This window comes from Streptomyces sp. XY006 (assembly GCF_002237655.1).
GTDB lineage: Bacteria > Actinomycetota > Actinomycetes > Streptomycetales > Streptomycetaceae > Streptomyces > Streptomyces levis.
The window spans coordinates 192,521-211,084 of the sequence record NZ_NOKT01000007.1 but is presented as its reverse complement, the minus strand read 5'-3'; the positions used below and the strand labels follow the sequence as shown (position 1 = coordinate 211,084).

The window sequence follows — 18,564 nt, the reverse complement described above, 5'->3', positions numbered from 1 at the left end:
CGGTCCGGCTCACCGGGGGCCGGCGGCGCCCCGTCCCGCCGGCCCGGCGTCCCGCTTCTCCGCCTCGCGCTTCTCCGCCTCCTGCTTTCCCGAGGCCCGCAGGCTCGTGATCGTCGTGACGGTCAGGACCAGCACGATGAAGCCGAGCGAGAACGGGATGCTGATCTCCGGGACGTGGACGCCCGACTCGTGCAGTGCGTGCAGCACCAGCTTCACGCCGATGAAGCCCAGGATGATCGACAGGCCGTAGGAGAGGTGGACCAGCCGCTTCAGCAGGCCGCCGATCAGGAAGTACAGCTGACGCAGGCCCATCAGGGCGAACGCGTTGGCGGTGAAGACGATGTACGGGTCCTGGGTCAGGCCGTAGATGGCGGGGATGGAGTCGAGGGCGAACAGCACGTCGGTGGAGCCGATCGCGAGCATCACGACCAGCATCGGCGTCATGACCCGCTTGCCGTTCTCGGTGATGAACAGCTTGGTGCCGTGGTAGCGGTCGGCCACGCCGAAGCGCCGCTCCACCGTCTTCAGCAGCTTGTTCTCCTGGTACTCCTCCTCGTGCTCCTCCTTGCGGGCGTCCTGGACCAGCTTCCAGGCGGTCCAGATCAGGAACGCGCCGAAGAGGTAGAAGACCCAGGAGAAGGCGGAGATGATCGCCGCGCCGGCCGCGATGAACACCGTCCGCAGCACCAGCGCCATCACGACGCCCACCATCAGCACCCGCTGCTGGTACTGGGAGGGCACCGCGAACTTCGCCATGATCAGCACGAAGACGAAGAGGTTGTCGACACTCAGCGACTTCTCGGTGATGTACCCGGCGAAGAACTCGCCGGCCGGCGCGCCCCCGCCGAAATACCACAGCCCCAGCCCGAACAGCACCGCCAGGACGATCCACACCACCGTCCACGTCCCGGCCTCCTTCAGGGACACGTCGTGCGGCTTGCGGCCGATGAAGAAGTCGACGGCCACGAGCACGCAGAGGGCGGCCACCGTCAGCAGCCACACGGAGAGCGAGACGTTCACTGGTCACTCCTGGTAGAGGTCGGGGGACCACTCGTGCCGGGTGAACACCTGGTCAATGAGGCACGTGAAGCGCCTCCAGGACGTCCTGGTCCGTCAACTGCGCGAAGTCCTGGTACCACAGGCCCACGGCCATGAACGCGGCCGGCACGTGCAGACAGATCACCTCGTCCGCCTCGGTACGCATCAGCCGGGCCGCCTCCGTCGAGCACACCGGCGCGGCCAGGACCACGCGTCCGGGTTCCTGACGGCGTACGAAGCGCAGCGCGGCGCGGGCCGTGGAACCGGTCGCCAGGCCGTCGTCGACGACGATCACGGTCCGTCCCCGCAGGTCGGGCGCGGGGCGGCCCTGCCGGTACAGCCGCTCACGGCGGCGCAGTTCCGCGCGTTCCCGCTCGATGACGGGGGCCAGCGCGGCCTCGCCGATGCCGAGGTGGCGCAGGGCGTCCTCGTCGAGGAGGGGCACCTCGTCCCCGGCCATGGCACCGACGCCGAGCTCCTCCTGGAAGGGCGCGCCGATCTTGCGGACGACGAGCACGTCGAGCGGGGCGCGCAGGGCCGCGGCGACCTCGCGCGCGACGGCCACGCCACCCCGGGGCAGTGCCAGGACGACGGGATCAGGCAGGGCTCCCTCGCTCTGCCGGGTGCGCAGTGTCTCGGCCAGTTCACCGCCGGCCTGCCGACGATCACGGAACCGCATGACGGTCACCTCCGCTTCCCGCACGGAGTGGTTCCCCCGCCGGTCCGGCTCCCGCGTACCCCTACGGCCGCCGTGCGATGCGCGCGGCACGCCTCCCGCCGGTCGCGCGGCACACCTCCCGCCGGTCGCGCGGCCCGCCGTCAGCCCGCCACGGTCCGCAGCCGTTCGACGCACCACCGCCGGACCGCCTCGGTGACCTGGTCCAGCGCGCCCGGCTCCTCGAACAGATGGGTCGCGCCGGGCACCACGTGCAAGGTGTGCGGGACGTGCAGCCGGCGGGCCGCCTCCTCGTTGAGCCGCAGCACGTGCCGGTCCTCACCGCCCACGATCAGCAGCACCGGGGCGCGCACGGCGGCCAGGGCCTCGCCCGCCAGGTCGGGCCGCCCGCCGCGGGAGACCACCGCCTGCACCCGGTCGGGCCGCGCGGCGGCGGCGACCAGGGCCGCGCCCGCGCCGGTGCTGGCCCCGAACAGGATCACGGGCAGGCCGCGGGTGCCGGGCCACCGGGCCAGTTCGTCGAGGGCGGCGACCAGCCGGCGGCCCAGCAGCGGGATGTCGAAGCGCAGTTCGGCGGTGCGCGCGTCGAGCCGGTCCTCCTCCTCGGTGAGCAGGTCGATCAGCAGGGTGCCGAGCCGGGCGGTGCGCAGGCCGGCGGCGACCTCGCGGTTGCGGGGACTGTGCCGGGAGCTGCCGCTGCCGTGCGCGAACAGCACGACCGCGCGGGCGGCCGGCGGCAGGGCCAGATCGCCGGTGAGGGCCGCGCCCCCGGCGGGCACGGTGACCGTCTGGGAGTTCATCGGGAGCCTCCTCTCCCCCGGGTCCCGTGGTACCCCCGCCGCGGCGGAGGTACCGGGGCGCGATGTGCGGCGGAGGTACCGGGGCGCGATGTGTGGGGTGCCCGTCGTTGACGCCGTGTTCCGGACCGGTGGAGCGTGGAGAGGTGAGTGATCGCCGTGTCGTCTTCGTCGTCTTCGACGGTTTCCAGCCGCTCGATCTCACCGGCCCGCACGAGGTGTTCGACGGGGCGGGTGGTTACGCCTGCCAGGTCGTGGCGCCCCGGGCGGGGCCGGTGCCGTCGGCGAGCGGGCTGCTCGTGCACGCGGCGCACGGCGTGGCAGACCTCGATCCGGCCGGGGCGGACACCCTCGTGGTGGTCGGCGGCCGGGGCGTGGACCGCGCCTGCCGGGACGAGGAGCTGGTCGCCTGGGTCGCGGCCGCTGCGGCCGGTGCCCGGCGGGTCGCCTCGGAGTGCGGCGGCGCGTTCCTGCTGGCGGCCGCGGGGCTGCTGGAGGGGCGCCGGGCCACCACGCACTGGGCCCGCGGGGAGCAGCTGGCCCGGGAGCATCCCGGGGTGCGGGTGGACTGCGACCCGGTCTTCGTCCGGGACGGGCCGGTGTGGACGTCGGCCGGGGTGAGCGCCGGGATGGACCTGGCGCTCGCGCTGGTGGAGGACGACCTGGGCCGGGACGTCGCGCACGCGGTGGCGCGCCGGCTGGTGCTGTTCCTGCGCAGGCCGGGCGGCCAGTCGCAGTTCAGCGTGGCGCTGTGGTCGCGGCAGCCCGCTACGGACCCGGTGCGGGCCGCCGTCGCCGCGATCCACGCCGACCCGGGCGCCCGGCACGACATCGCCGCTCTCGCCGCGCGCGCCGGGCTGAGCCCGCGCCACCTCCAGCGCCGGTTCACCGCCGAGCTGGGCGTGCCGCCCGCGGCGTACGTCGAGCGGGTGCGCGTGGAGGCGGCCCGGCGCGCCCTGGCCGAGGGGGACGAGCCGGTGGAGGCGATCGCCCGCGGCTGCGGCTTCGCCACCGCCGAGACCCTCCGCCGCGCCTTCCACCGCCGGCTCGGTGTCGCGCCGTCGGACTACCGCGCCCGGTTCCGCTCCACGGCGGCACCCGCCGGCGCCCCACCCGTCCCGGAGAAAGGACGATCCGTATGACGACCTACGGCCTGCTGGTCTTCGAGGACGCCGAGGAGCTGGACTTCGTCGGCCCCTGGGAGGTCTTCACCGTCTCCGCGCGGCTGCGCGAGGGGGCCGACCGGGCGGTGCTCCTCGCCGAGCACCCCGGCCCGGTGCGCTGCAACAAGGGCCTGCGCGTCCTGCCGGACCACACGCTGGACGACCATCCGCCCCTGGACGTGCTGCACGTGCCGGGCGGCCGGGGCGCCCGCGAGGTGCAGGTGCACAACCCGGTGGTGACCGGCTGGATCGGCGAGACCGCCCGGCGGGCCGCGTGGGTGCACGGCGTGTGCACCGGCACGTTCCTGCTGCACGCGGCGGGCCCCGCCCGGGGACGCCGGGTGGCGACCCACCGCAGCCACGAGGACACGCTGCAGGCGCGCGGGGACGTGACGGTGGTCCGCGACGCCCGCTACGTGGTCGACGGCGGCCTGGTCACCAGCCAGGGCGTCTCGGCCGGCATCGACAGCGCGCTGTGGCTGGTCGGCCGGCTGCACGGCCGGGACCACGCACGGGCCGTGCGCCGCTGCCTCCAGTACGACCCGGCCCCGCCCTACCTGGCGGACGAGCCCCTGTGAGGCACCGGCCGCGACCGGGCACCGCATGGGAGCGCCACCTTCGGGCAGGCGATGTTCATGGGCGGTGACACGGGAGACGGCGGGCAGGGACGGCAGCCGGGCGACAGCGGGCACCGGGCGGTGCCACACCCGGGCGACATCCGGATCGAGGCCTGGGCGGCGTGCCGGGAGCACTGTCTGGCGGAAGCCGTCCTGGCGATGGTGGAGTGCTTCGCGGACCTGTCCGGGGTGCGGCCGACGGCCGTGGACCGGGTGCGGCTGGGCGAGGTCAGCGACGACGACCTGCTCGCCGCGCTGCTGGACGAGGTCATCTTCCGGCTGGAGGCCTACGGCCAGGTGCCCGTCGACGTGGAGGCCGACGAGGCCGACGGCGGTCTGGACGTCCGGCTCGCGGTGACCGCCCTGGAGGACGTCGAGATCACCGGGGCGGTGCCGAGGGCGGTGGCGTGGGAGGAGCTGCGGATCGGGCCCGATCCGTACGGCTGGTCGTGCGCGGTGCGGGTCGACGCCTGACCCGCCACCCGCGGCGGTAGGCCCGGGCCTACCGTGGAGGGGTGGGCGGCGGCGTCGTGACGCTGTTCCTGTGCGGTGACGTGATGCTCGGGCGCGGCGTCGACCAGATCCTGGCGCACCCCGGTGATCCGGCACTGCGGGAGGCGTACGTCGAGGACGCGCGCCGCTATGTGCGGCTGGCGGAGTCCGCGCACGGCCCGGTCCCCGCGCCCGTGGAGCCGTCCTGGCCGTGGGGCGAGGCGCTGCGGATGCTGGACGAGGCGGCCCCGGACGTGCGGATCGTGAATCTGGAGACGTCCGTGACGCGCTGCGACCGGTTCGCGCCCGGCAAGGAGATCCACTACCGGATGCACCCGGACAACCTGCCCGCCCTGTCCGTGGCCCGGCCCGACGTGACGGTGCTCGCCAACAACCACGTCCTGGACTTCGGCCGCCCGGGCCTTCAGGAGACCCTGGACGCGCTGGCCGGGGCGGGTCTGCGCACGGCCGGGGCGGGCCGGAACGCCGAAGAGGCGTACGCGCCCGCCGCGGTCCCCCTCCCCGGTGGCCGCCGTCTGCTGGTCCACGCCCTCGGTGCCCGTTCCAGCGGCATCCCGCCCGCCTGGGCGGCGACGGCGCACCGGCCCGGTGTCGCCTGTCTGCCCGTGCTGTCGCCCGCGGTGGCCGCGGCGGCGGTGCGCCCGGCCGGGGACCTCACCGTCGTCTCCGTGCACTGGGGTTCGAACTGGGGCTACCGGGTGCCCCGGGAGCAGGTCCGTTTCGCACACGCCCTGGTGGACGCCGGCGCCGACGTCGTCCACGGGCACTCCTCGCACCACCCCCGCCCGTTCGAGATCTACCGGGACCGGCTGATCCTGTACGGCTGCGGCGACTTCGTCGACGACTACGAGGGGATCGGGGGCCAGGAGGAGTACCGGGACGACCTGCGGCTGGCGTTCCTCGTCTCGGTCGAGGCGGACGGCGGGCGGCTCGCCGGGCTGCGGATGGTTCCGCTGCGGGCCCGGCGGATGCGGCTGGAGCCGGCGCCCCGTGCGGACCGGCTGTGGCTGCGGGCGACGCTGGACCGGATCAGCGGCGGGCCGGGCGTACGGCTGGACGAGGACGGGTCGCTGTCCGTGCCGGTGCGCCCCGGGTGATCTGGACGCCCATGCCGTGAGCCGCTCCGGCTGAGGATCATGGCCTCGCGCGGGGCGAGCCTGCCCACGGCCTCGCGCGGTTCCCCGGCGACGTGAACCGTGTGTCCGGCCGGTGCGCCGGGGGTACTCCGGGCGGCATGACCGGCATCGAACTGCGCAGCGACGCGTTCAACGACCACTCCTTCATCGCGCGCCGGTACGCGTACGAGGGACCCAATGTCTCTCCGCCGCTGACCTGGAGCGGCGTACCGGACGACGCGGCCGAACTGGTCCTGCTCTGCGAGGATCCCGACGCCCCCTCGGGCACCTTCGCGCACTGGGTCGTGGTCGGCATCGACCCGCACAGCGACGGCGTCGAGGCCGGGCACTGCCCGCCGGGTGGCACGGAGCTCGTCAACGGCTTCGGGCAGCGGGGCTGGGGCGGCCCGCATCCCCCGCCGGGCGACGACGCCCACCACTACTTCTTCCGGCTCTACGCCCTGTCCGAACCGTGTGTCCTGCCGGACGCGCCCCGGGCGGACCAGGTGCACGAGGAGGTCGACGGGCGGCGGCTCGCGGACGGGACGCTGGTGGGCCTCTACCAGCGCTGACCCCGCGGACCGGCACCCTGGCTCCACAACCATGGGTTGTGGCGCGGGTGCCACACGGTTGTTTGCTCCGCAGGTCCGCTCCCGGCTTGGATGGCTCCCGGTCAACGCCGGGTTGTCCACGGGAGCGGGGAGGGCGTGCGGGGGATGGCGCGCGGGCGGTCGCTGGGGCGGCGCTTCGGGTGGCTGTGGGGCGCGTACGCGGTCAGCACGGCCGGGACGTGGCTCGCGTTCGACGCGTTCGCGCTGATCGCCGTCCTGGTGCTGGACGCCGGACCCGCGCAGGTGGCGCTGCTGGCGGCGGTGGGCCCGGCGGTCGGCGCCGTGGTGTCGGTGCCGCTCGGGCCGTGGGTGGAGGTCCGCCGCAAACGGCCCGTGATGATCGCGACGGATCTGGTCCGCTGCGCGGTGCTGCTGAGCGTCCCGCTGGCGTTCGCTTCTGGGCGGCTGGGTTTCGGGCAGTTGCTGCTGGTGTCGGTGGCCGTCGCGGCGGCCGACCTCACGTTCAACGCGGCGGCCGGGGCCTACCTCAAGGAGCTCGTGCCGGGGCGGGACCTGCTGGTGGCGAACGGACGGTTCGAGGCGACGTCCTGGACGGCGGCCATGGTCGGGCCGCCGCTGGGCGGGGCGGCGGTCGGGCTGCTCGGCCCGGTGACGACGGTGGTGGCCGACGCGGTGAGCCATCTGCTCTCGGCGGCCGGGCTCCGGGCGATCGGCGGTCCCGAAAAACGCGCGGTACGGCCGGTGGCGCGGCCGAAGGCCGGTGACCTCGCGGCCGGCTGGCGCCACATCCTGGCCGATCCGGCACTGCGTCCGCTGTTCTTCAACACGGTCCTGTTCAACGCCCTGGTGATGGCGGGGACGCCGCCGCTGCTGGTCCTGATGGTCGGCGAGCTGCACTTCGCCCCCTGGCAGTACGCCCTCGCGTTCGCGCTGCCCTGCGCCGGTGGCCTGCTCGGCTCCCGCCTGGCCCCGCGGCTCGTCGCGCGGTACGGAGGGCACCGGGTCCTGCGCGCCGCGGGGACCCTGCGCGCCTGCTGGCCCCTGGCCCTGGCCCTCACCGGTCCCGGCACGCCCGGGCTGGTGCTGGTGGTGCTGGTCGAGTTCGGGCTGATCACCTGTTGCGGTGTGTTCAACCCGGTGCTGGCCACCCACCGGCTGGAGCGGACCCCGGCGGACCGGGTCACCCGCACCCTGTCCGCCTGGTCGGCCACCGGCAAGGCCACGACCGCGGCCGTGACGGCCCTGTGGGGTGTGCTGGCCGGCCTGACCGGCCCGCGTACGGCCCTGGCGCTCGCGGGGCTGCTCCTCCTGGCCACTCCGCTGCTGCTCCCCCGCCGGGACCACACCGCCGGCGCCGGCGCGCGGTCCGCGGCCCGGGCGCCGGAGCCGGACGGCGGCTGAACGGCCGTTCAGCCGCCGTGCGTCTCACGGCCGCTGACGCCGGATCAGACCGCCCCGGCGACGTCCTCCGTGACCCCGTTCAGGGGAGAGGCCGGGTCGGCGCCGTACGGGCGGGTGATGATCTCCAGGCCGTGGCCGGCCGGGTCGAGGAAGTACACGCCCCGGCCTCCGTCGTTGCGGTTGATCCGGCGCGGGTGGTTGCCGTGCGGGTCGGCCTGAATGGGGATCCGGGCCTCGACGAGACGGGCGAGGGCCTCGTCGAACTCGTCCTCGGAGACGAGGAACGCGTAGTGCTGCATGGGGATGTCGGCGTCGATGGTGAGGAAGTCCAGCGTGACGCCGTTGGCGGTCGTCACCGGCAGGAACACTCCGGCCGGTGCCCCGACCTCCAGTCCGAGGATCCTCGCGAGGAAGTGAGCGGACTTCTCCCGGTCTCGGGACAGGACGATGGTGTGATTGAACTCGACTGACACGGTCAATGCCTCCACGGGCATCTCCACGGCGCCTCCATGCCTCACCCGGCCGGTGACCGGCACGCGATGCCGCGCCGTGGATCGTAGGCAAGGGCGGGCGCGGCAGTCGAGCGGTTTTCGGCCGTATCCGAACGGCCCCGGCGCGACGCCCCGGCCCCCCTGGGGTCCCTGCCGCTCCCACGCGCGACCTGCAACCCCCGGCTGCCCAGGGCGATCCTGACAATTGTCAGGGACCATGCGGTCCCGGGTCTCCCTACAGTTCTGGGCGTCGGCCACACCACCAGGGGGATCTCGACATGTCCACTCGTCTCTTCGCCAAGGCAGCGCTCGTCGGCGCCGGGGCGCTCGCGCTGCTCGGACCGCTCACCGCGGGGACCGCCGGCGCGGCCACCGCCGGTGAGCAGGGCGGCGCACGCGTGCTGGCCGCGCCGTACGCGGTCGTGCCCTACGAAGCCGTCAACGTCCGCAGGGGCCCGGGCACCGGCTACGGCATCATCACCACCGCCCCGGCGGGCCAGCCGCTCGGCGCCTACTGCTGGACCCGCGGCGAGCGCATCACCGACAACGGCTACTCCAACGACGTCTGGGTGAAGCTCCTGGAGGGCTACGTCAGCGCCGTCTACCTCAAGGGCGACGAGTACGGCGGCCTGCCGTACTCGGCGCAGTGCTGACCCGGGCACATGACCGCGTCCGACCGCACGGAACACCCCGTCCACACCGTCACACCGTCAACTCCTAGTCCTACGGGGGACAGACACATGAAGCGACTGATCAGCTGCACCGCCCTGGGCCTCGCCGCGACCGCGCTCGCCGTCGGCGGTCTCGCCACCTCCGCCCAGGCGGCCCCGGCCGTCGCCAACGGCGGCGACCCGGCCCTGACCGACGTCTACATCTGGGCCACCGACGTGAACCTGCGTCAGCAGCCCACGACCGACTCCCCGCGTCTCGCGCAGCGTTCGCAGTGGTGGGCGGACGCCATCTGCCAGACGCAGGGCCAGACCGTGCACGACCCGGCGGTCGGCACCAACAACTGGTGGACCGCCGTCATGGAGTTCTCGGGCAGCGACGTCGCCTGGGTGAACAACCTGTACATCCGGGGCGGCGAGAAGATCGCCGGCGTCCCGGACTGCTGACGCACCGTCCCGTCCGCCGGCCCGGGGCCGGCGGACACCCGGCCCGAGGGGGCGGACGTTCCTCACGGGCCACCGGCAGACCACCGGCAGACCAGGAAGGGCAACCATGCGCATGCTCCTGCGCGGCGCCGCCGCACTCGCGGCCGTCGTCACGGTCGCGTCGCTCACGAGCGGTGCGGCGGCACAGTCACGGCCGGACGAGGGTGCGGGCACCGTCCGGGCGGCCGCCGCACAGATCCCGCCGGGCGTCACGGCCGGCGTCGCCGTCTACGACCGCCGCGACGGCACGTTCACCGAACAGGTCAACGAGAGCGCCCAGTTCCGGTCCGCCTCGGTCGTGAAGCTGCTGCTGGCCCTGGACTTCCTGTGGAACCGCGGGCCCGACTACGTCATCCCCGCGGCCGACCGGGCCCTGCTGGAGCCGATGCTGCGCAGCAGCTACGACGACGCCGCGGACCACTACTGGTCGACGTACGGCGGCTCGGCGATCATCGACCGCATGACCTCCCCCGAGCGGCTGGACCTGCGCGACACCGAGGGGCCGCCCGCGGGTTACCCGGGCTACTGGGGCTACACGGCCATCTCGGCCCGGGACACGGTGACGATCTACCGGTACATCCTGGAGAAGGCGCCCGCGCCCGTGCGCACCTTCATCATGGACAACCTGCGGGGCTCCACGCGGTGCGCCTCCGACAAGTTCGACCAGCACTTCGGCATCGCCGGCGCGTTCGACCGCCCGTGGGCGGTGAAGCAGGGCTGGTCCGGGAAGTTCGCGGAGGGCACCTGCGGCCCGCAGGGCGCGGCGGGCACCGTCGCGAAGACGGCCGGTGAGGCCGCTCCGCGTGCCGCGGCGGACGTGGACCTGACCCGTCCGGCCCTGCACAGCACCGGAACGGTGGGCGCGGACGACCGGTCGATCGTGGCCGTGCTGACCACGCACCCGGTCGGCACCTCGTACGGGAAGGCGTACACCGACATCGGGCGGCTGACCCGCTCGCTGAACGTGCCGGGCGCGGCACGGCCCGCCGGGACGTGGTTCGGCACCTGGGGCGAGTTCGTGAACGTCCGCAAGGGCCCGTCCACCGGTGACGCCCGGATCACCCAACTCCCGGCCGGGGTGGAGGTGCTGGTGAGCTGCCAGGTCCGCGGCCAGGTGGTCACCGTGCCGCCCTACACCAACGAGTGGTGGGCCTACCTGCCCCAGTACAAGGGCTTCATCTCCAACATCTACATCAGCTCGCCGGACAACCGGCTGCCGAACGTCCCGGAGTGCGTCTCGTAACGCCCGACGGGAACGGGGGACGAGCGGGGGCGGAGCCGAGGCTCCGCCCCCGCTCGCGTGGGTGCGGCTCGGCGCCGGCAGTCGGTGCGTCCGACCCGGAGGCGGCAGTCGGTGCGCGCGGCTCAGCGCTGGTAGTCGGCGAGGTAGCCGAGCACCTTGTCGACGTGCGGCCGGACCCGCTCGGGCACGCCGCCCTCCTCGATGACCGTGCGGTCGCTGGTGCGGTAGCCGGCCGCGACCAGTGCGGGCAGGTCCTTCTTCGGCAGCCCGGCCTCCTTGAAGCGCTGGTCGAGCCAGCACACGTAGCCGCTCATGGTGGCGATCGCGTCCGGCGGCGACATGTGGTCCTTGTCGCCGTCCTCGTCCCCGTCCACCGCCCAGGCGTTGAACACCCCCGGCGTCCACATGGCGATGCCGTACTCGTCGCTCTCCGGGCGGGAGGCCTTGGGGTCGAAGTTGCTCTCGGCCTTGATCATCGCGGCGAGCAGGGCGGGGGTGATCTCCTCGTCGGTGCAGCGGTGCGCGGCACCCGTGATGACCGGGCGCAGCGCCGCGGGCACGTCGGAGTCCTCGGGTATCTCCCCGGGCGGCAGGCTGCGGGTGCCGGTGGCCGTCGGGGTGGGGGTCGCAGCGCCGCGGTCGCGTCCCTCGTCGTCCGGGCCGAGCAGGGCGACTCCGGCGAGCGTGGCGGCGGTCACGACGACGAGCCCGGCGGCGACGGCCGGCACCAGGCGTCCTCTGCGGCGCGCCGGCCCCCCGGTGATCGCCTCGACCCGGTCGGCCACGCTCCGGGCCGTGTGCGGCAGACGGGCGGTGTGGTCGGGTGCCAGGCAGTCGGCGATCAGCCGCCGCAGGTCCTCGTCGAGACCTGCGTCGAGCCGCAGGGGCGCGGTGCCGCGGGCGTAGCTCTGGGCGGCGAGCGAGCGGGCCCGGGCCGTGGCCCCCGGGAAGGGGTGGAGGCCGCCGGTGAGGACCTGGTGGGCGAGCACGCCGAAGGCCCAGACGTCGGCGGTGGGCCGGACGACGGCGCCCTCGGTGCCGGTGCGCTGGGACCACCACTCGGGCGGCAGGTGGTCCAGCGTGCCGAGCGGCGGCAGATGGGCGTGGGTGCCGTCGAGTTCGGCGGCCAGCCCGAAGTCCGCCAGCCACACCTGCCCGTCCGTGCCCAGCAGCACGTTGGCCGGCTTGAGGTCGCCGTGCACCCAGCCGGCGGCGTGCATGTGGGCCAGCCCGGCGGCGACGCCGCGCAGGACGCGCGCGGCCCCGTCGATCGGCCCGCCCGTGACGGCCGCGTCGAGGACGTCCTTGAGGCTGGACCCGGCCCGGTCCATGACGAGGGCGATCGCCCCGTCCAGGTCGGGCAGGTCCGGTGCCTCGACGGTGCACACGGCGTGGGTGCGCACGAGGTGCGGGTGGTCGGCCTCGGCGCTGAAGCGGACCTCCCGCGCGACGAGTTCGCCGAGCGCGGCCCGCTGCCCGGGGCCCAGGGAACCGGTCGGCAGCACCTTCACCGCGACGGGCGTGCCGTCGGCGACCGTACGGGCCTCGTAGACGGTTCCCCAGCCGCCGGAGCCGATGACCGCGCCCACTTCCCAGCCCTCGATGCGGAAGCCGTCCGGGAGGCGGGGCCGGGGTGCCGCCAGGTCGTCCTCGTGGGTGTCGCGTCCGGAGGTCACGCTCCGGCCTCCTGCGGAGTGAGGCGGCCGGCGTTGCGCGGCGGCAGCAGGGCGAGGTGCTCTTCGCGGACCAGGCCGAAGCGCAGGGCGACGGAGGCGAGCCGGGTGCGCTTGGCGCCGGTCGCGGTGTCCTCGCCGAGGTCGAGGCGGAGCTTGGCGAAGGCGAGGTAGTCGATGTGGTAGTTGACGGCGGAGCGGGTCAGGTCCCGGCAGGACTCCAGCGGCCGCAGCCGCTCCACGATCTGCCCGACGCCGGGCAGCGCCGAGTCGGAGGGGTCGCGCAGCCGGGGTTCGCACAGGGCCACCAGGACGAGGAAGTACTTCGAGGTGGGGTCCAGGGCGAAGGGGTGGACGGTCTGTTCGCCGCCGCCCGGCACCGAGTCCTCGCCGAGGTAGGCGTGCTGGGGCGCGAACACCTTGAAGTTGGCGGTGCCGGACAGGGCCGGCAGCACCACGCGGGAGAACTCGAACGGCACGGGCGCCCCGAGCCGGCCGGGCGCGACGGTGAGGTACTCGCCGGCGCCCTCCAGGTTCTCCACGACGTACGACACGCTGCGGCTGTAGTTGGACAGCCGCCAGTAGTCCCCGGCCGCTTCCAGTTGGCCGGCCCGGCGCGAGATGCCGGGGTCGGTCAGGACGATGCGCACCCCGGTCCCGCCGCGGCCGAAGTCCGCGACGTCCCCCGGCCCGAGGTGGATCAGTTCCGGACGGCCCGCTTCGTCCTCGCCCCACTGCGACGGACCGGGCAACTGCACGATGATGGTTTCCACGCGGACTCCCCCGCTGATGACGCCCCCGATTTGGTCGCGAGGATTGTACGGGCGTATTCCGCTTCCCGCGCAGACGGCGCGGCCCGGTTTCAGCGGCCGGTTCCGGGCCGCGCGCGACGCCCCCGGACGGCCGCCCCGGCCGACCGGGTGTTTCCCGTACTTCTTCCCAACTCGCTGACCTCTACAGCCAGTTGACCCCCGCTCGCGTCGTGCCGGCACCCGCGCGGGACCGACCGGGGAGCCGGCGCCGGCTCCGGGTTCAGCCCAGGCAGATGACGAGGAGGCACAGCTCCTTGGAACCCTGGTCGGACGGCGGTGTCGCGGGCGAGGCGGGGCTCGTCGCGGGCGGGTCGCTCGCCGGGGGCGCCGGCTGCTGGGCGTCCGCTCCGCCGGCCGGCGGCGCCGTCGGCTCGGCGGCACCCGAGCCGGACGAGCCGGACGAGCCGGAGGACCCGGACGAGCCGGTGGAGCCGGTGGCCGTGTCGGCGGCGTTCGCGGCGGTGGTCCGGCGCGGCGATGTGGTCAGCGGCAGCTCGCGCGGCGGCGTGGCCGCGTCCGTCCGGGCGTCCGCGGGCGTGGTGCGGGGATCGGCGGCCCGGGCCTGCTGGTGGCGCGAGGCCCGGCCGGTGTGCGGCGGAGCGGTGGGCGAGGAGCGCGGGGCGGCGTTCTCGCCGGCCGTCGGTTCGGTGTACGTCGGCGCCTCCCCCTCGGCGCCGCCCATGGTGGTGTCCTCCGGTGCGGTGGCCGCCTGCACACCGGGCGTGGCGTTGCCGTTCATCGCGGCGACGGTCAGGCCGCCGCCGACGAGCGCGACGGCGGTCGCGACGACGGCCCGGCGCTGGTTCTTCTTCCAGCGGGCCATCTGGCGCCGCCGGGCGGCCCGCCCCTGCGGGCGGGCGGCGTAGCCGCCGGGCAGTTCCGCGTCCGGGACGCCGTGGCCGTCGTCCGGGACGTCAAGGCCGTCGTCCGGGCCGGTCCCGGCGGCCTCCCGGTGGCCGGCGTCGGTGACAAGGCGGTCCCGCGAGCCGGCCGGGTTGCCGTCCCACAGGGTCCCGTCGTGCCATGTGCCGACGGCGGCCGGGTGCTCCCATGCGGCCGCCCCACCCGAGGCCGCCCCACCCGAGGCCGTCCCGCCCGAGGCCGTGGTGGTCCCGGCCCTCGCGGTCGCGGGGGCCCGGCCGGTGCGGCCTTCGCCGGCGGTCGGGTCGATGTCCGGGGCGTAGGCGCCGCACCCCGGGCAGACCAGGGCGCCGTTGAGGTGCCGACGGCACGAGGAGCAGTAGTCCATGTGTGGTGTTCCCGATCTGGCTGTTCCGGCGGCTCGCCGGCCGCGGCCTGGTCACGTTCGCACGTGGGATCGAGCCGTAACGCTAACGAGACTTCGAACGGTCCGTGTGCAGCCTGTGTGTCACCCCTGCGCAGATCCTCTGGATCTCCCGTGTGGTGCGGGTGACCGGTGAGTGAAGTGGCCGGAATGCGGGCACCCTCGGGCACCCGGCGGCGCCGCTCGCGGCGCGCGAACACCAACTGGCCTGATTTGCACGGGAGATGACGCACAACCCTTTGCACCTCCGGCGGGTCACACCATGCAGGAGCAACCACCTCGAAGAGTTGCAAGGGGGAAATATGAGATTCGCCCGTTCCGTCCTGGCCACGTCCGCCGTGGCGGCGCTGTCGCTGGGGACCATGACCGCCCTGGCCGCGCCGGCCTCCGCCGCACCCAACACCACGCCGCAGAAGGTCTGCGGAAGCGGCTACAAGACGGTCAACTCGGCGAGCGTCGGCTCGCTGGGGACGGTCTACCTGACCTACAACTCCTCCAACGGCCAGAACTGTGTCGCGACCATCCGCAACAACCCGGGCACGGCCGTGAACATGTCCGCCTGGATCTACGTGCCGGACACCGAGGAGAGCCACTACGACGAGGGCCTGTTCACGTCGTACGCCGGACCGACCTACGTCTACGGCAAGGGCCACTGCGTCGACTGGGGCGGCAGCATCGCCAACACCTACGTGCAGGTGTACGGCTCCAACTGCGGCGCCCTGAAGGAGCACCGGGTGACGTTCACCCGCTGATCCCCCTCCGGCCGGCCACCACGGACACCACGTCCGCGGTGGCCCGGTCACGTCCGGGGCCCCGGGGAACTTCCGGGAGCCATCCCGGGGGACGTGTCGAACACAGCTCGGCACGTCCATGGTTTGAAAAGGGGCGGATGAGCCCACTGAGGAGGATGTGGCCCGTGGGTGAACGTCCACTCCCGGCGGCGGCGTTCCCCCACCGGCCACCGGACGTTACCGTTCGGTAGAGAAGCCGCTTCCGGAGGTGTCCGCATGACGCTCGACCGTGCCGCAGGCCTGGCGGAGACCGCCCGCGCGCTCGCCGCCGGGGAGGTGACGTCCCGGGCGCTGGTCGAACGCACGCTCGCACGCATCGAGGCGACCCAGGAGCACCTCAACGCCTTCCGGATCGTGCGCACCCGGGCGGCACTCGCGGAAGCCGAGGCGGCCGACCGGGGCCTGGCCGCGGGGGTCCGCAAGCCGCTGCTCGGCGTGCCCGTGGCGGTGAAGGACGACATGGACGTGGCCGGCGAGCCGACCGCGTTCGGCTGCTGCGGGGAGTTCCCGCCGGTCGCCGAGGACGGCGAGGCCGTACGGCGGCTGCGCACGGCGGGGGCGGTGATCGTCGGCAAGACCAACACCTGCGAGTTCGGGCAGTGGCCCTTCACCGAGGGGCCCGCCTTCGGCGCGACGCGCAACCCGTGGAGCACGGACCACACACCCGGCGGCTCCTCCGGTGGCTCGGCGGCCGCGGTCGCCGCCGGCCTGGTGCCCGCCGCGCTCGGCTCGGACGGCGCGGGCTCGGTGCGGATCCCGGCCGCGTGGACCCATCTGGTCGGCATCAAGCCGCAGCGCGGCCGCGTCTCCACCTGGCCGCGCGGCGAGTCCTTCCAGGGCATCACCGTCAACGGCACCCTCGCCCGGTCGGTCGCCGACGCGGCCCTGCTGCTGGACGCGGCGAGCGGCAATCACCCGGAGGACCCGCACCGGCCCCCGGCGCTCGACGTGTCCGCGGCCGTCGGCCGCGACCCCGGGCGGCTGCGCATCGCGCTCTCCCTGAAGCCGCCGTTCACGGCGGTGCCCGCGCGCCTGCTGCCGGAGGTCCGCGCCCGGGTCGTCGCCCTCGCCGAGCGCCTCGCCGCCGCGGGGCACCGGGTCGAGGAGGCCGACCCGCCCTACGGGCAGATCGGGCTGACCTTCGTGCCGCGCGCGACGGCCGGGATCGCCGAGCGGGTGGGCGAGGCGCCCTTCCCGGCCCTGCTGGACCGGCGCACCCGGGACGCGGCCCGGCTGGGCCGGCTCCTCGGCGGGGCCCCGCTGCGGGCGGCCCGGCGGGCGGAGGCCGTGCTGCACCGCCGGATCGGCGCGTTCTTCACCTCCTACGACGTCGTCCTCGCGCCCACGACCGCCGCTCCCCCGCCCCGCATCGGCGCCCTGCTGGAGCTCAGCGGGTTCGCCACGGACCGGGCGATGATCGCCGCCTGCCCGTACGCCTGGCCGTGGAACGTGCTGGGCTGGCCGGGGGTCAACGTGCCCGCCGGGTTCACGCCGGACGGCCTGCCCGTGGGGGCCCAGTTGCTCGGCCCGGCGAACAGCGAGCCACTGCTGGTGCAGGTGGCCGCACAGCTGGAGGCGGAGCTGCGCTGGGCCGAGAAGTGGCCGTCACCGCCGGTCACGGCCCGATCCGCCGCCGCCTGAGCGGCCCGGGCGGTGGGGTCCCGGCACGTGGCCGGCCGGGCCGGAGCGGGGCCCCGGGCCCGTCGTGGCGCGCTCGTGCGTGGCCGGCCGGGCGCGGTGAGCGGCGGGTGCCCCGTCGGGCGGGGTCACACGGGCAGCCTCTAGGGTGCCCCCGTGACCGCGCCTACCGATGAGAACGCCCCGGGCCGCCACGGCCCCTCCGCCACCGTCCAGGCCGATCCGCGCGAGGTGGGCCGGGTGCGCACGGAGTACTCGCCCGCTCATGACGGCGATCCCGACCCGGGCGAGATCGTCTGGACGTGGGTGCCGTTCGAGGAGAACGACGGGCGGGGCAAGGACCGCCCGGTGCTCGTCGTCGCCCGCGAGCCGACCGGGACGTTCCTCGCCGTGCAGCTGTCCAGCAAGCGGCACGACGGCGACCGGGAGTGGGTGCCGATCGGCAGCGGCCCCTGGGACCGGTCGGGCCGGGACTCCTGGGTCGACGTCGACCGGGTCCTGCGTCTGCACGAGGACGGCATGCGCCGGGAGGCCTGCGCACTGGACCGCATGCGCTTCAACGCGGTCCGCCGCCGACTGCAGGAACGCTACGGCTGGAGCTGAACGCCGGCGCCACGGCCCGGACCGGCCGCGCGACCGCCACCGAGCACCTTCTCGAACGCACCCAGCACCGCGCGGTCCCTCGTGCGGTCCAGGATCCCGAACACCACGTGGTCGAAGGCTCCGGCGAACCGTCCGCCCGGGCCCAGCAGCCCGTGGAACGCCCCCGCCACCTGCGCCGGGTCGTTGCGGAACACGCCGCAACCCCAGGCGCCCAGGACGAGCCCGCGGTAGCCGTGGGCGGCGGCCGTCTCCAGGACCCGTTCGGCCCGGACGGCCAGGGCGCCCGGCAGCTCGGACGCCCGTTCGGGCGCGGTGCGCAGCACCACACCGGCGTTGGGCGCGGCCGCGGTCAGGAAACCGGCGGTGTACGGCTCGTCCAGCAGTTCCCCGCGGTCGTCGCGGAAGACGGGCACACCCGGTGAGTGGATGACGCGGTCCGTGTAGAACGGGTCGCGGTGGGCCCGGTGGTGGTCGTAGAACGCCCGGGCTCGCAGGAGGCAGGCGTACAGCGCCGAGGCTCGGCACAGCGCCTCCTCCTGGGCCTGGGCGCCGTTGAGGTAGCCACCGCCCGGATTGCGGGCCGAGGCGAAGTTCAGGACGGCCACCTGCCCGCCCAGCCGGCGGGCGGCCTCCAGGCTGCTCTCGCCGGTGACCTCGACGACCGTGCGCGTCACCCGGACGGCTGACACGGGGACCGGTTCCGGTCCGTGGATCCGCGTGCCCTCGCACGCCGCCCGCAGCCGCGCCGCGATCGGCACCTCGTGCCCGCCGGGAGCGCGGTAGGCCCCCTCGGCCACGATCTGCTCGGTCTGCCGCGCGATGCCGCGCAGGCGCGCGCTCACGGCGCCACCCCCGTGCGCGCCGTGACCACGCGCCGCGCGGCCTGACTTGTCGTGCTCACGCGGCCATCGTGGTCGATGCGGAACGGTGCCGCAACGGAGTTTCCGCGGCCGGAAAACACCCGGGTAAAGGGCCGGGAAAC

20 protein-coding genes are annotated in these 18,564 nt (G+C 74.7%); 12 read left to right on the top strand and 8 right to left on the bottom strand.

Annotated features, from left to right (window positions below):
* Nucleotides 1-9: 9 nt before the first annotated feature.
* The 3 genes from CHR28_RS10830 to CHR28_RS10820 all read right to left on the bottom strand — a co-directional run bounded on the left by CHR28_RS10830 (nucleotide 10) and on the right by CHR28_RS10820 (nucleotide 2,514).
* Entirely contained in the window at nucleotides 10-1,020 is a 1,011-nt protein-coding gene (locus CHR28_RS10830; RefSeq protein ID WP_094053332.1) for a TerC family protein, read from the bottom strand.
* Between the two features lie 52 nt (nucleotides 1,021-1,072).
* A complete protein-coding gene (locus CHR28_RS10825; protein WP_094053380.1) occupies nucleotides 1,073-1,717 on the bottom strand; it encodes a phosphoribosyltransferase in 645 nt (214 codons plus the stop codon).
* A gap of 140 nt (nucleotides 1,718-1,857) precedes the next feature.
* Nucleotides 1,858-2,514, bottom strand: coding sequence for a dienelactone hydrolase family protein (locus CHR28_RS10820; RefSeq protein WP_094053331.1), 657 nt, complete (start codon nucleotides 2,512-2,514; stop codon nucleotides 1,858-1,860).
* Nucleotides 2,515-2,657: 143 nt separating this feature from the next.
* Here CHR28_RS10820 and CHR28_RS10815 point away from each other — a divergent pair, with 143 nt between their 5' ends.
* From CHR28_RS10815 to CHR28_RS10790, 6 genes are all read left to right on the top strand, one after another.
* Nucleotides 2,658-3,653, top strand: a complete 996-nt coding sequence (locus CHR28_RS10815; protein WP_094053330.1) for a GlxA family transcriptional regulator — start codon at nucleotides 2,658-2,660, stop codon at nucleotides 3,651-3,653.
* Nucleotides 3,650-4,252: a DJ-1/PfpI family protein gene (locus CHR28_RS10810; RefSeq protein WP_094053329.1), complete on the top strand. Its 603-nt coding sequence runs from the start codon at nucleotides 3,650-3,652 to the stop codon at nucleotides 4,250-4,252. The genes CHR28_RS10815 and CHR28_RS10810 overlap by 4 nt, the downstream gene beginning before the upstream one ends.
* A gap of 57 nt (nucleotides 4,253-4,309) precedes the next feature.
* A complete protein-coding gene (locus CHR28_RS10805; protein WP_094053379.1) occupies nucleotides 4,310-4,765 on the top strand; it encodes an archease in 456 nt (151 codons plus the stop codon).
* Between the two features lie 41 nt (nucleotides 4,766-4,806).
* Nucleotides 4,807-5,901: a CapA family protein gene (locus tag CHR28_RS10800; RefSeq protein WP_094053328.1), complete on the top strand. Its 1,095-nt coding sequence runs from the start codon at nucleotides 4,807-4,809 to the stop codon at nucleotides 5,899-5,901.
* A 137-nt stretch (nucleotides 5,902-6,038) separates the two neighbouring features.
* Nucleotides 6,039-6,491 carry a YbhB/YbcL family Raf kinase inhibitor-like protein gene (locus tag CHR28_RS10795; protein ID WP_094053327.1) on the top strand — a complete coding sequence of 151 codons (453 nt, stop codon included), beginning with the start codon at nucleotides 6,039-6,041 and terminating at the stop codon, nucleotides 6,489-6,491.
* Between the two features lie 144 nt (nucleotides 6,492-6,635).
* Nucleotides 6,636-7,892, top strand: coding sequence for an MFS transporter (locus tag CHR28_RS10790; RefSeq protein ID WP_094053326.1), 1,257 nt, complete (start codon nucleotides 6,636-6,638; stop codon nucleotides 7,890-7,892).
* A 44-nt stretch (nucleotides 7,893-7,936) separates the two neighbouring features.
* On the opposite strand, the gene CHR28_RS10785 is transcribed toward CHR28_RS10790, so the two are convergent.
* Nucleotides 7,937-8,365 (bottom strand): VOC family protein, encoded by a 429-nt coding sequence (locus tag CHR28_RS10785; protein ID WP_094053378.1) that lies wholly within the window; start codon nucleotides 8,363-8,365, stop codon nucleotides 7,937-7,939.
* A gap of 296 nt (nucleotides 8,366-8,661) precedes the next feature.
* Between CHR28_RS10785 and CHR28_RS10780 the strand changes: the two genes are divergently transcribed.
* The 3 genes from CHR28_RS10780 (at nucleotide 8,662) to CHR28_RS10770 (ending at nucleotide 10,780) form a co-directional block, all read left to right on the top strand.
* Nucleotides 8,662-9,036: an SH3 domain-containing protein gene (locus CHR28_RS10780; RefSeq protein WP_094053325.1), complete on the top strand. Its 375-nt coding sequence runs from the start codon at nucleotides 8,662-8,664 to the stop codon at nucleotides 9,034-9,036.
* Between the two features lie 87 nt (nucleotides 9,037-9,123).
* Nucleotides 9,124-9,498 carry a peptidase M23 gene (locus CHR28_RS10775; protein WP_094053324.1) on the top strand — a complete coding sequence of 125 codons (375 nt, stop codon included), beginning with the start codon at nucleotides 9,124-9,126 and terminating at the stop codon, nucleotides 9,496-9,498.
* Nucleotides 9,499-9,604: 106 nt separating this feature from the next.
* Entirely contained in the window at nucleotides 9,605-10,780 is a 1,176-nt protein-coding gene (locus tag CHR28_RS10770; RefSeq protein ID WP_094053323.1) for an SH3 domain-containing protein, read from the top strand.
* A 122-nt stretch (nucleotides 10,781-10,902) separates the two neighbouring features.
* On the opposite strand, the gene CHR28_RS10765 is transcribed toward CHR28_RS10770, so the two are convergent.
* From CHR28_RS10765 to CHR28_RS10755, 3 genes are all read right to left on the bottom strand, one after another.
* Nucleotides 10,903-12,456 carry a serine/threonine-protein kinase gene (locus CHR28_RS10765; protein WP_256984208.1) on the bottom strand — a complete coding sequence of 518 codons (1,554 nt, stop codon included), beginning with the start codon at nucleotides 12,454-12,456 and terminating at the stop codon, nucleotides 10,903-10,905.
* Nucleotides 12,453-13,226, bottom strand: a complete 774-nt coding sequence (locus CHR28_RS10760; RefSeq protein ID WP_094053322.1) for a serine/threonine protein kinase — start codon at nucleotides 13,224-13,226, stop codon at nucleotides 12,453-12,455. The genes CHR28_RS10765 and CHR28_RS10760 overlap by 4 nt, the downstream gene beginning before the upstream one ends.
* Before the next feature lie 259 nt (nucleotides 13,227-13,485).
* Nucleotides 13,486-14,514, bottom strand: a complete 1,029-nt coding sequence (locus CHR28_RS10755; protein ID WP_094053321.1) for an SCO2400 family protein — start codon at nucleotides 14,512-14,514, stop codon at nucleotides 13,486-13,488.
* Between the two features lie 338 nt (nucleotides 14,515-14,852).
* Between CHR28_RS10755 and CHR28_RS10750 the strand changes: the two genes are divergently transcribed.
* The 3 genes from CHR28_RS10750 to CHR28_RS10740 all read left to right on the top strand — a co-directional run bounded on the left by CHR28_RS10750 (nucleotide 14,853) and on the right by CHR28_RS10740 (nucleotide 17,582).
* A complete protein-coding gene (locus tag CHR28_RS10750) occupies nucleotides 14,853-15,302 on the top strand; it encodes a spore-associated protein (RefSeq protein ID WP_094053320.1) in 450 nt (149 codons plus the stop codon).
* 255 nt (nucleotides 15,303-15,557) lie between these two features.
* Nucleotides 15,558-16,982: an amidase gene (locus CHR28_RS10745; RefSeq protein ID WP_094053319.1), complete on the top strand. Its 1,425-nt coding sequence runs from the start codon at nucleotides 15,558-15,560 to the stop codon at nucleotides 16,980-16,982.
* Nucleotides 16,983-17,135: 153 nt separating this feature from the next.
* On the top strand, nucleotides 17,136-17,582 hold the full coding sequence (locus CHR28_RS10740) for a type II toxin-antitoxin system PemK/MazF family toxin (protein ID WP_094053318.1): 447 nt from the start codon (nucleotides 17,136-17,138) through the stop codon (nucleotides 17,580-17,582).
* Here the strand turns inward: CHR28_RS10740 and CHR28_RS10735 are convergent.
* The gene (locus CHR28_RS10735; RefSeq protein WP_179272384.1) at nucleotides 17,567-18,424 is read right to left on the bottom strand and encodes a TIGR02452 family protein; all 858 of its coding nucleotides are present in this window, start codon (nucleotides 18,422-18,424) and stop codon (nucleotides 17,567-17,569) included. The two genes, CHR28_RS10740 and CHR28_RS10735, sit on opposite strands and share 16 nt — an antisense overlap.
* Nucleotides 18,425-18,564: the final 140 nt, after the last annotated feature.

Bases quoted from the DNA above. Each gene is read 5' to 3' on its own strand.
- CHR28_RS10795 (WP_094053327.1), top strand. From the start codon at position 6,039: ATGACCGGCATCGAACTGCGCAGCGACGCGTTCAACGACCACTCCTTC.
- CHR28_RS10780 (WP_094053325.1), top strand. From the start codon at position 8,662: ATGTCCACTCGTCTCTTCGCCAAGGCAGCGCTCGTCGGCGCCGGGGCG.
- CHR28_RS10790 (WP_094053326.1), top strand. From the start codon at position 6,636: ATGGCGCGCGGGCGGTCGCTGGGGCGGCGCTTCGGGTGGCTGTGGGGC.
- CHR28_RS10770 (WP_094053323.1), top strand. From the start codon at position 9,605: ATGCGCATGCTCCTGCGCGGCGCCGCCGCACTCGCGGCCGTCGTCACG.
- CHR28_RS10775 (WP_094053324.1), top strand. From the start codon at position 9,124: ATGAAGCGACTGATCAGCTGCACCGCCCTGGGCCTCGCCGCGACCGCG.
- CHR28_RS10825 (WP_094053380.1), bottom strand. From the start codon at position 1,717: ATGCGGTTCCGTGATCGTCGGCAGGCCGGCGGTGAACTGGCCGAGACA.
- CHR28_RS10745 (WP_094053319.1), top strand. From the start codon at position 15,558: ATGACGCTCGACCGTGCCGCAGGCCTGGCGGAGACCGCCCGCGCGCTC.
- CHR28_RS10805 (WP_094053379.1), top strand. From the start codon at position 4,310: ATGGGCGGTGACACGGGAGACGGCGGGCAGGGACGGCAGCCGGGCGAC.
- CHR28_RS10820 (WP_094053331.1), bottom strand. From the start codon at position 2,514: ATGAACTCCCAGACGGTCACCGTGCCCGCCGGGGGCGCGGCCCTCACC.
- CHR28_RS10755 (WP_094053321.1), bottom strand. From the start codon at position 14,514: ATGGACTACTGCTCCTCGTGCCGTCGGCACCTCAACGGCGCCCTGGTC.
- CHR28_RS10750 (WP_094053320.1), top strand. From the start codon at position 14,853: ATGAGATTCGCCCGTTCCGTCCTGGCCACGTCCGCCGTGGCGGCGCTG.
- CHR28_RS10810 (WP_094053329.1), top strand. From the start codon at position 3,650: ATGACGACCTACGGCCTGCTGGTCTTCGAGGACGCCGAGGAGCTGGAC.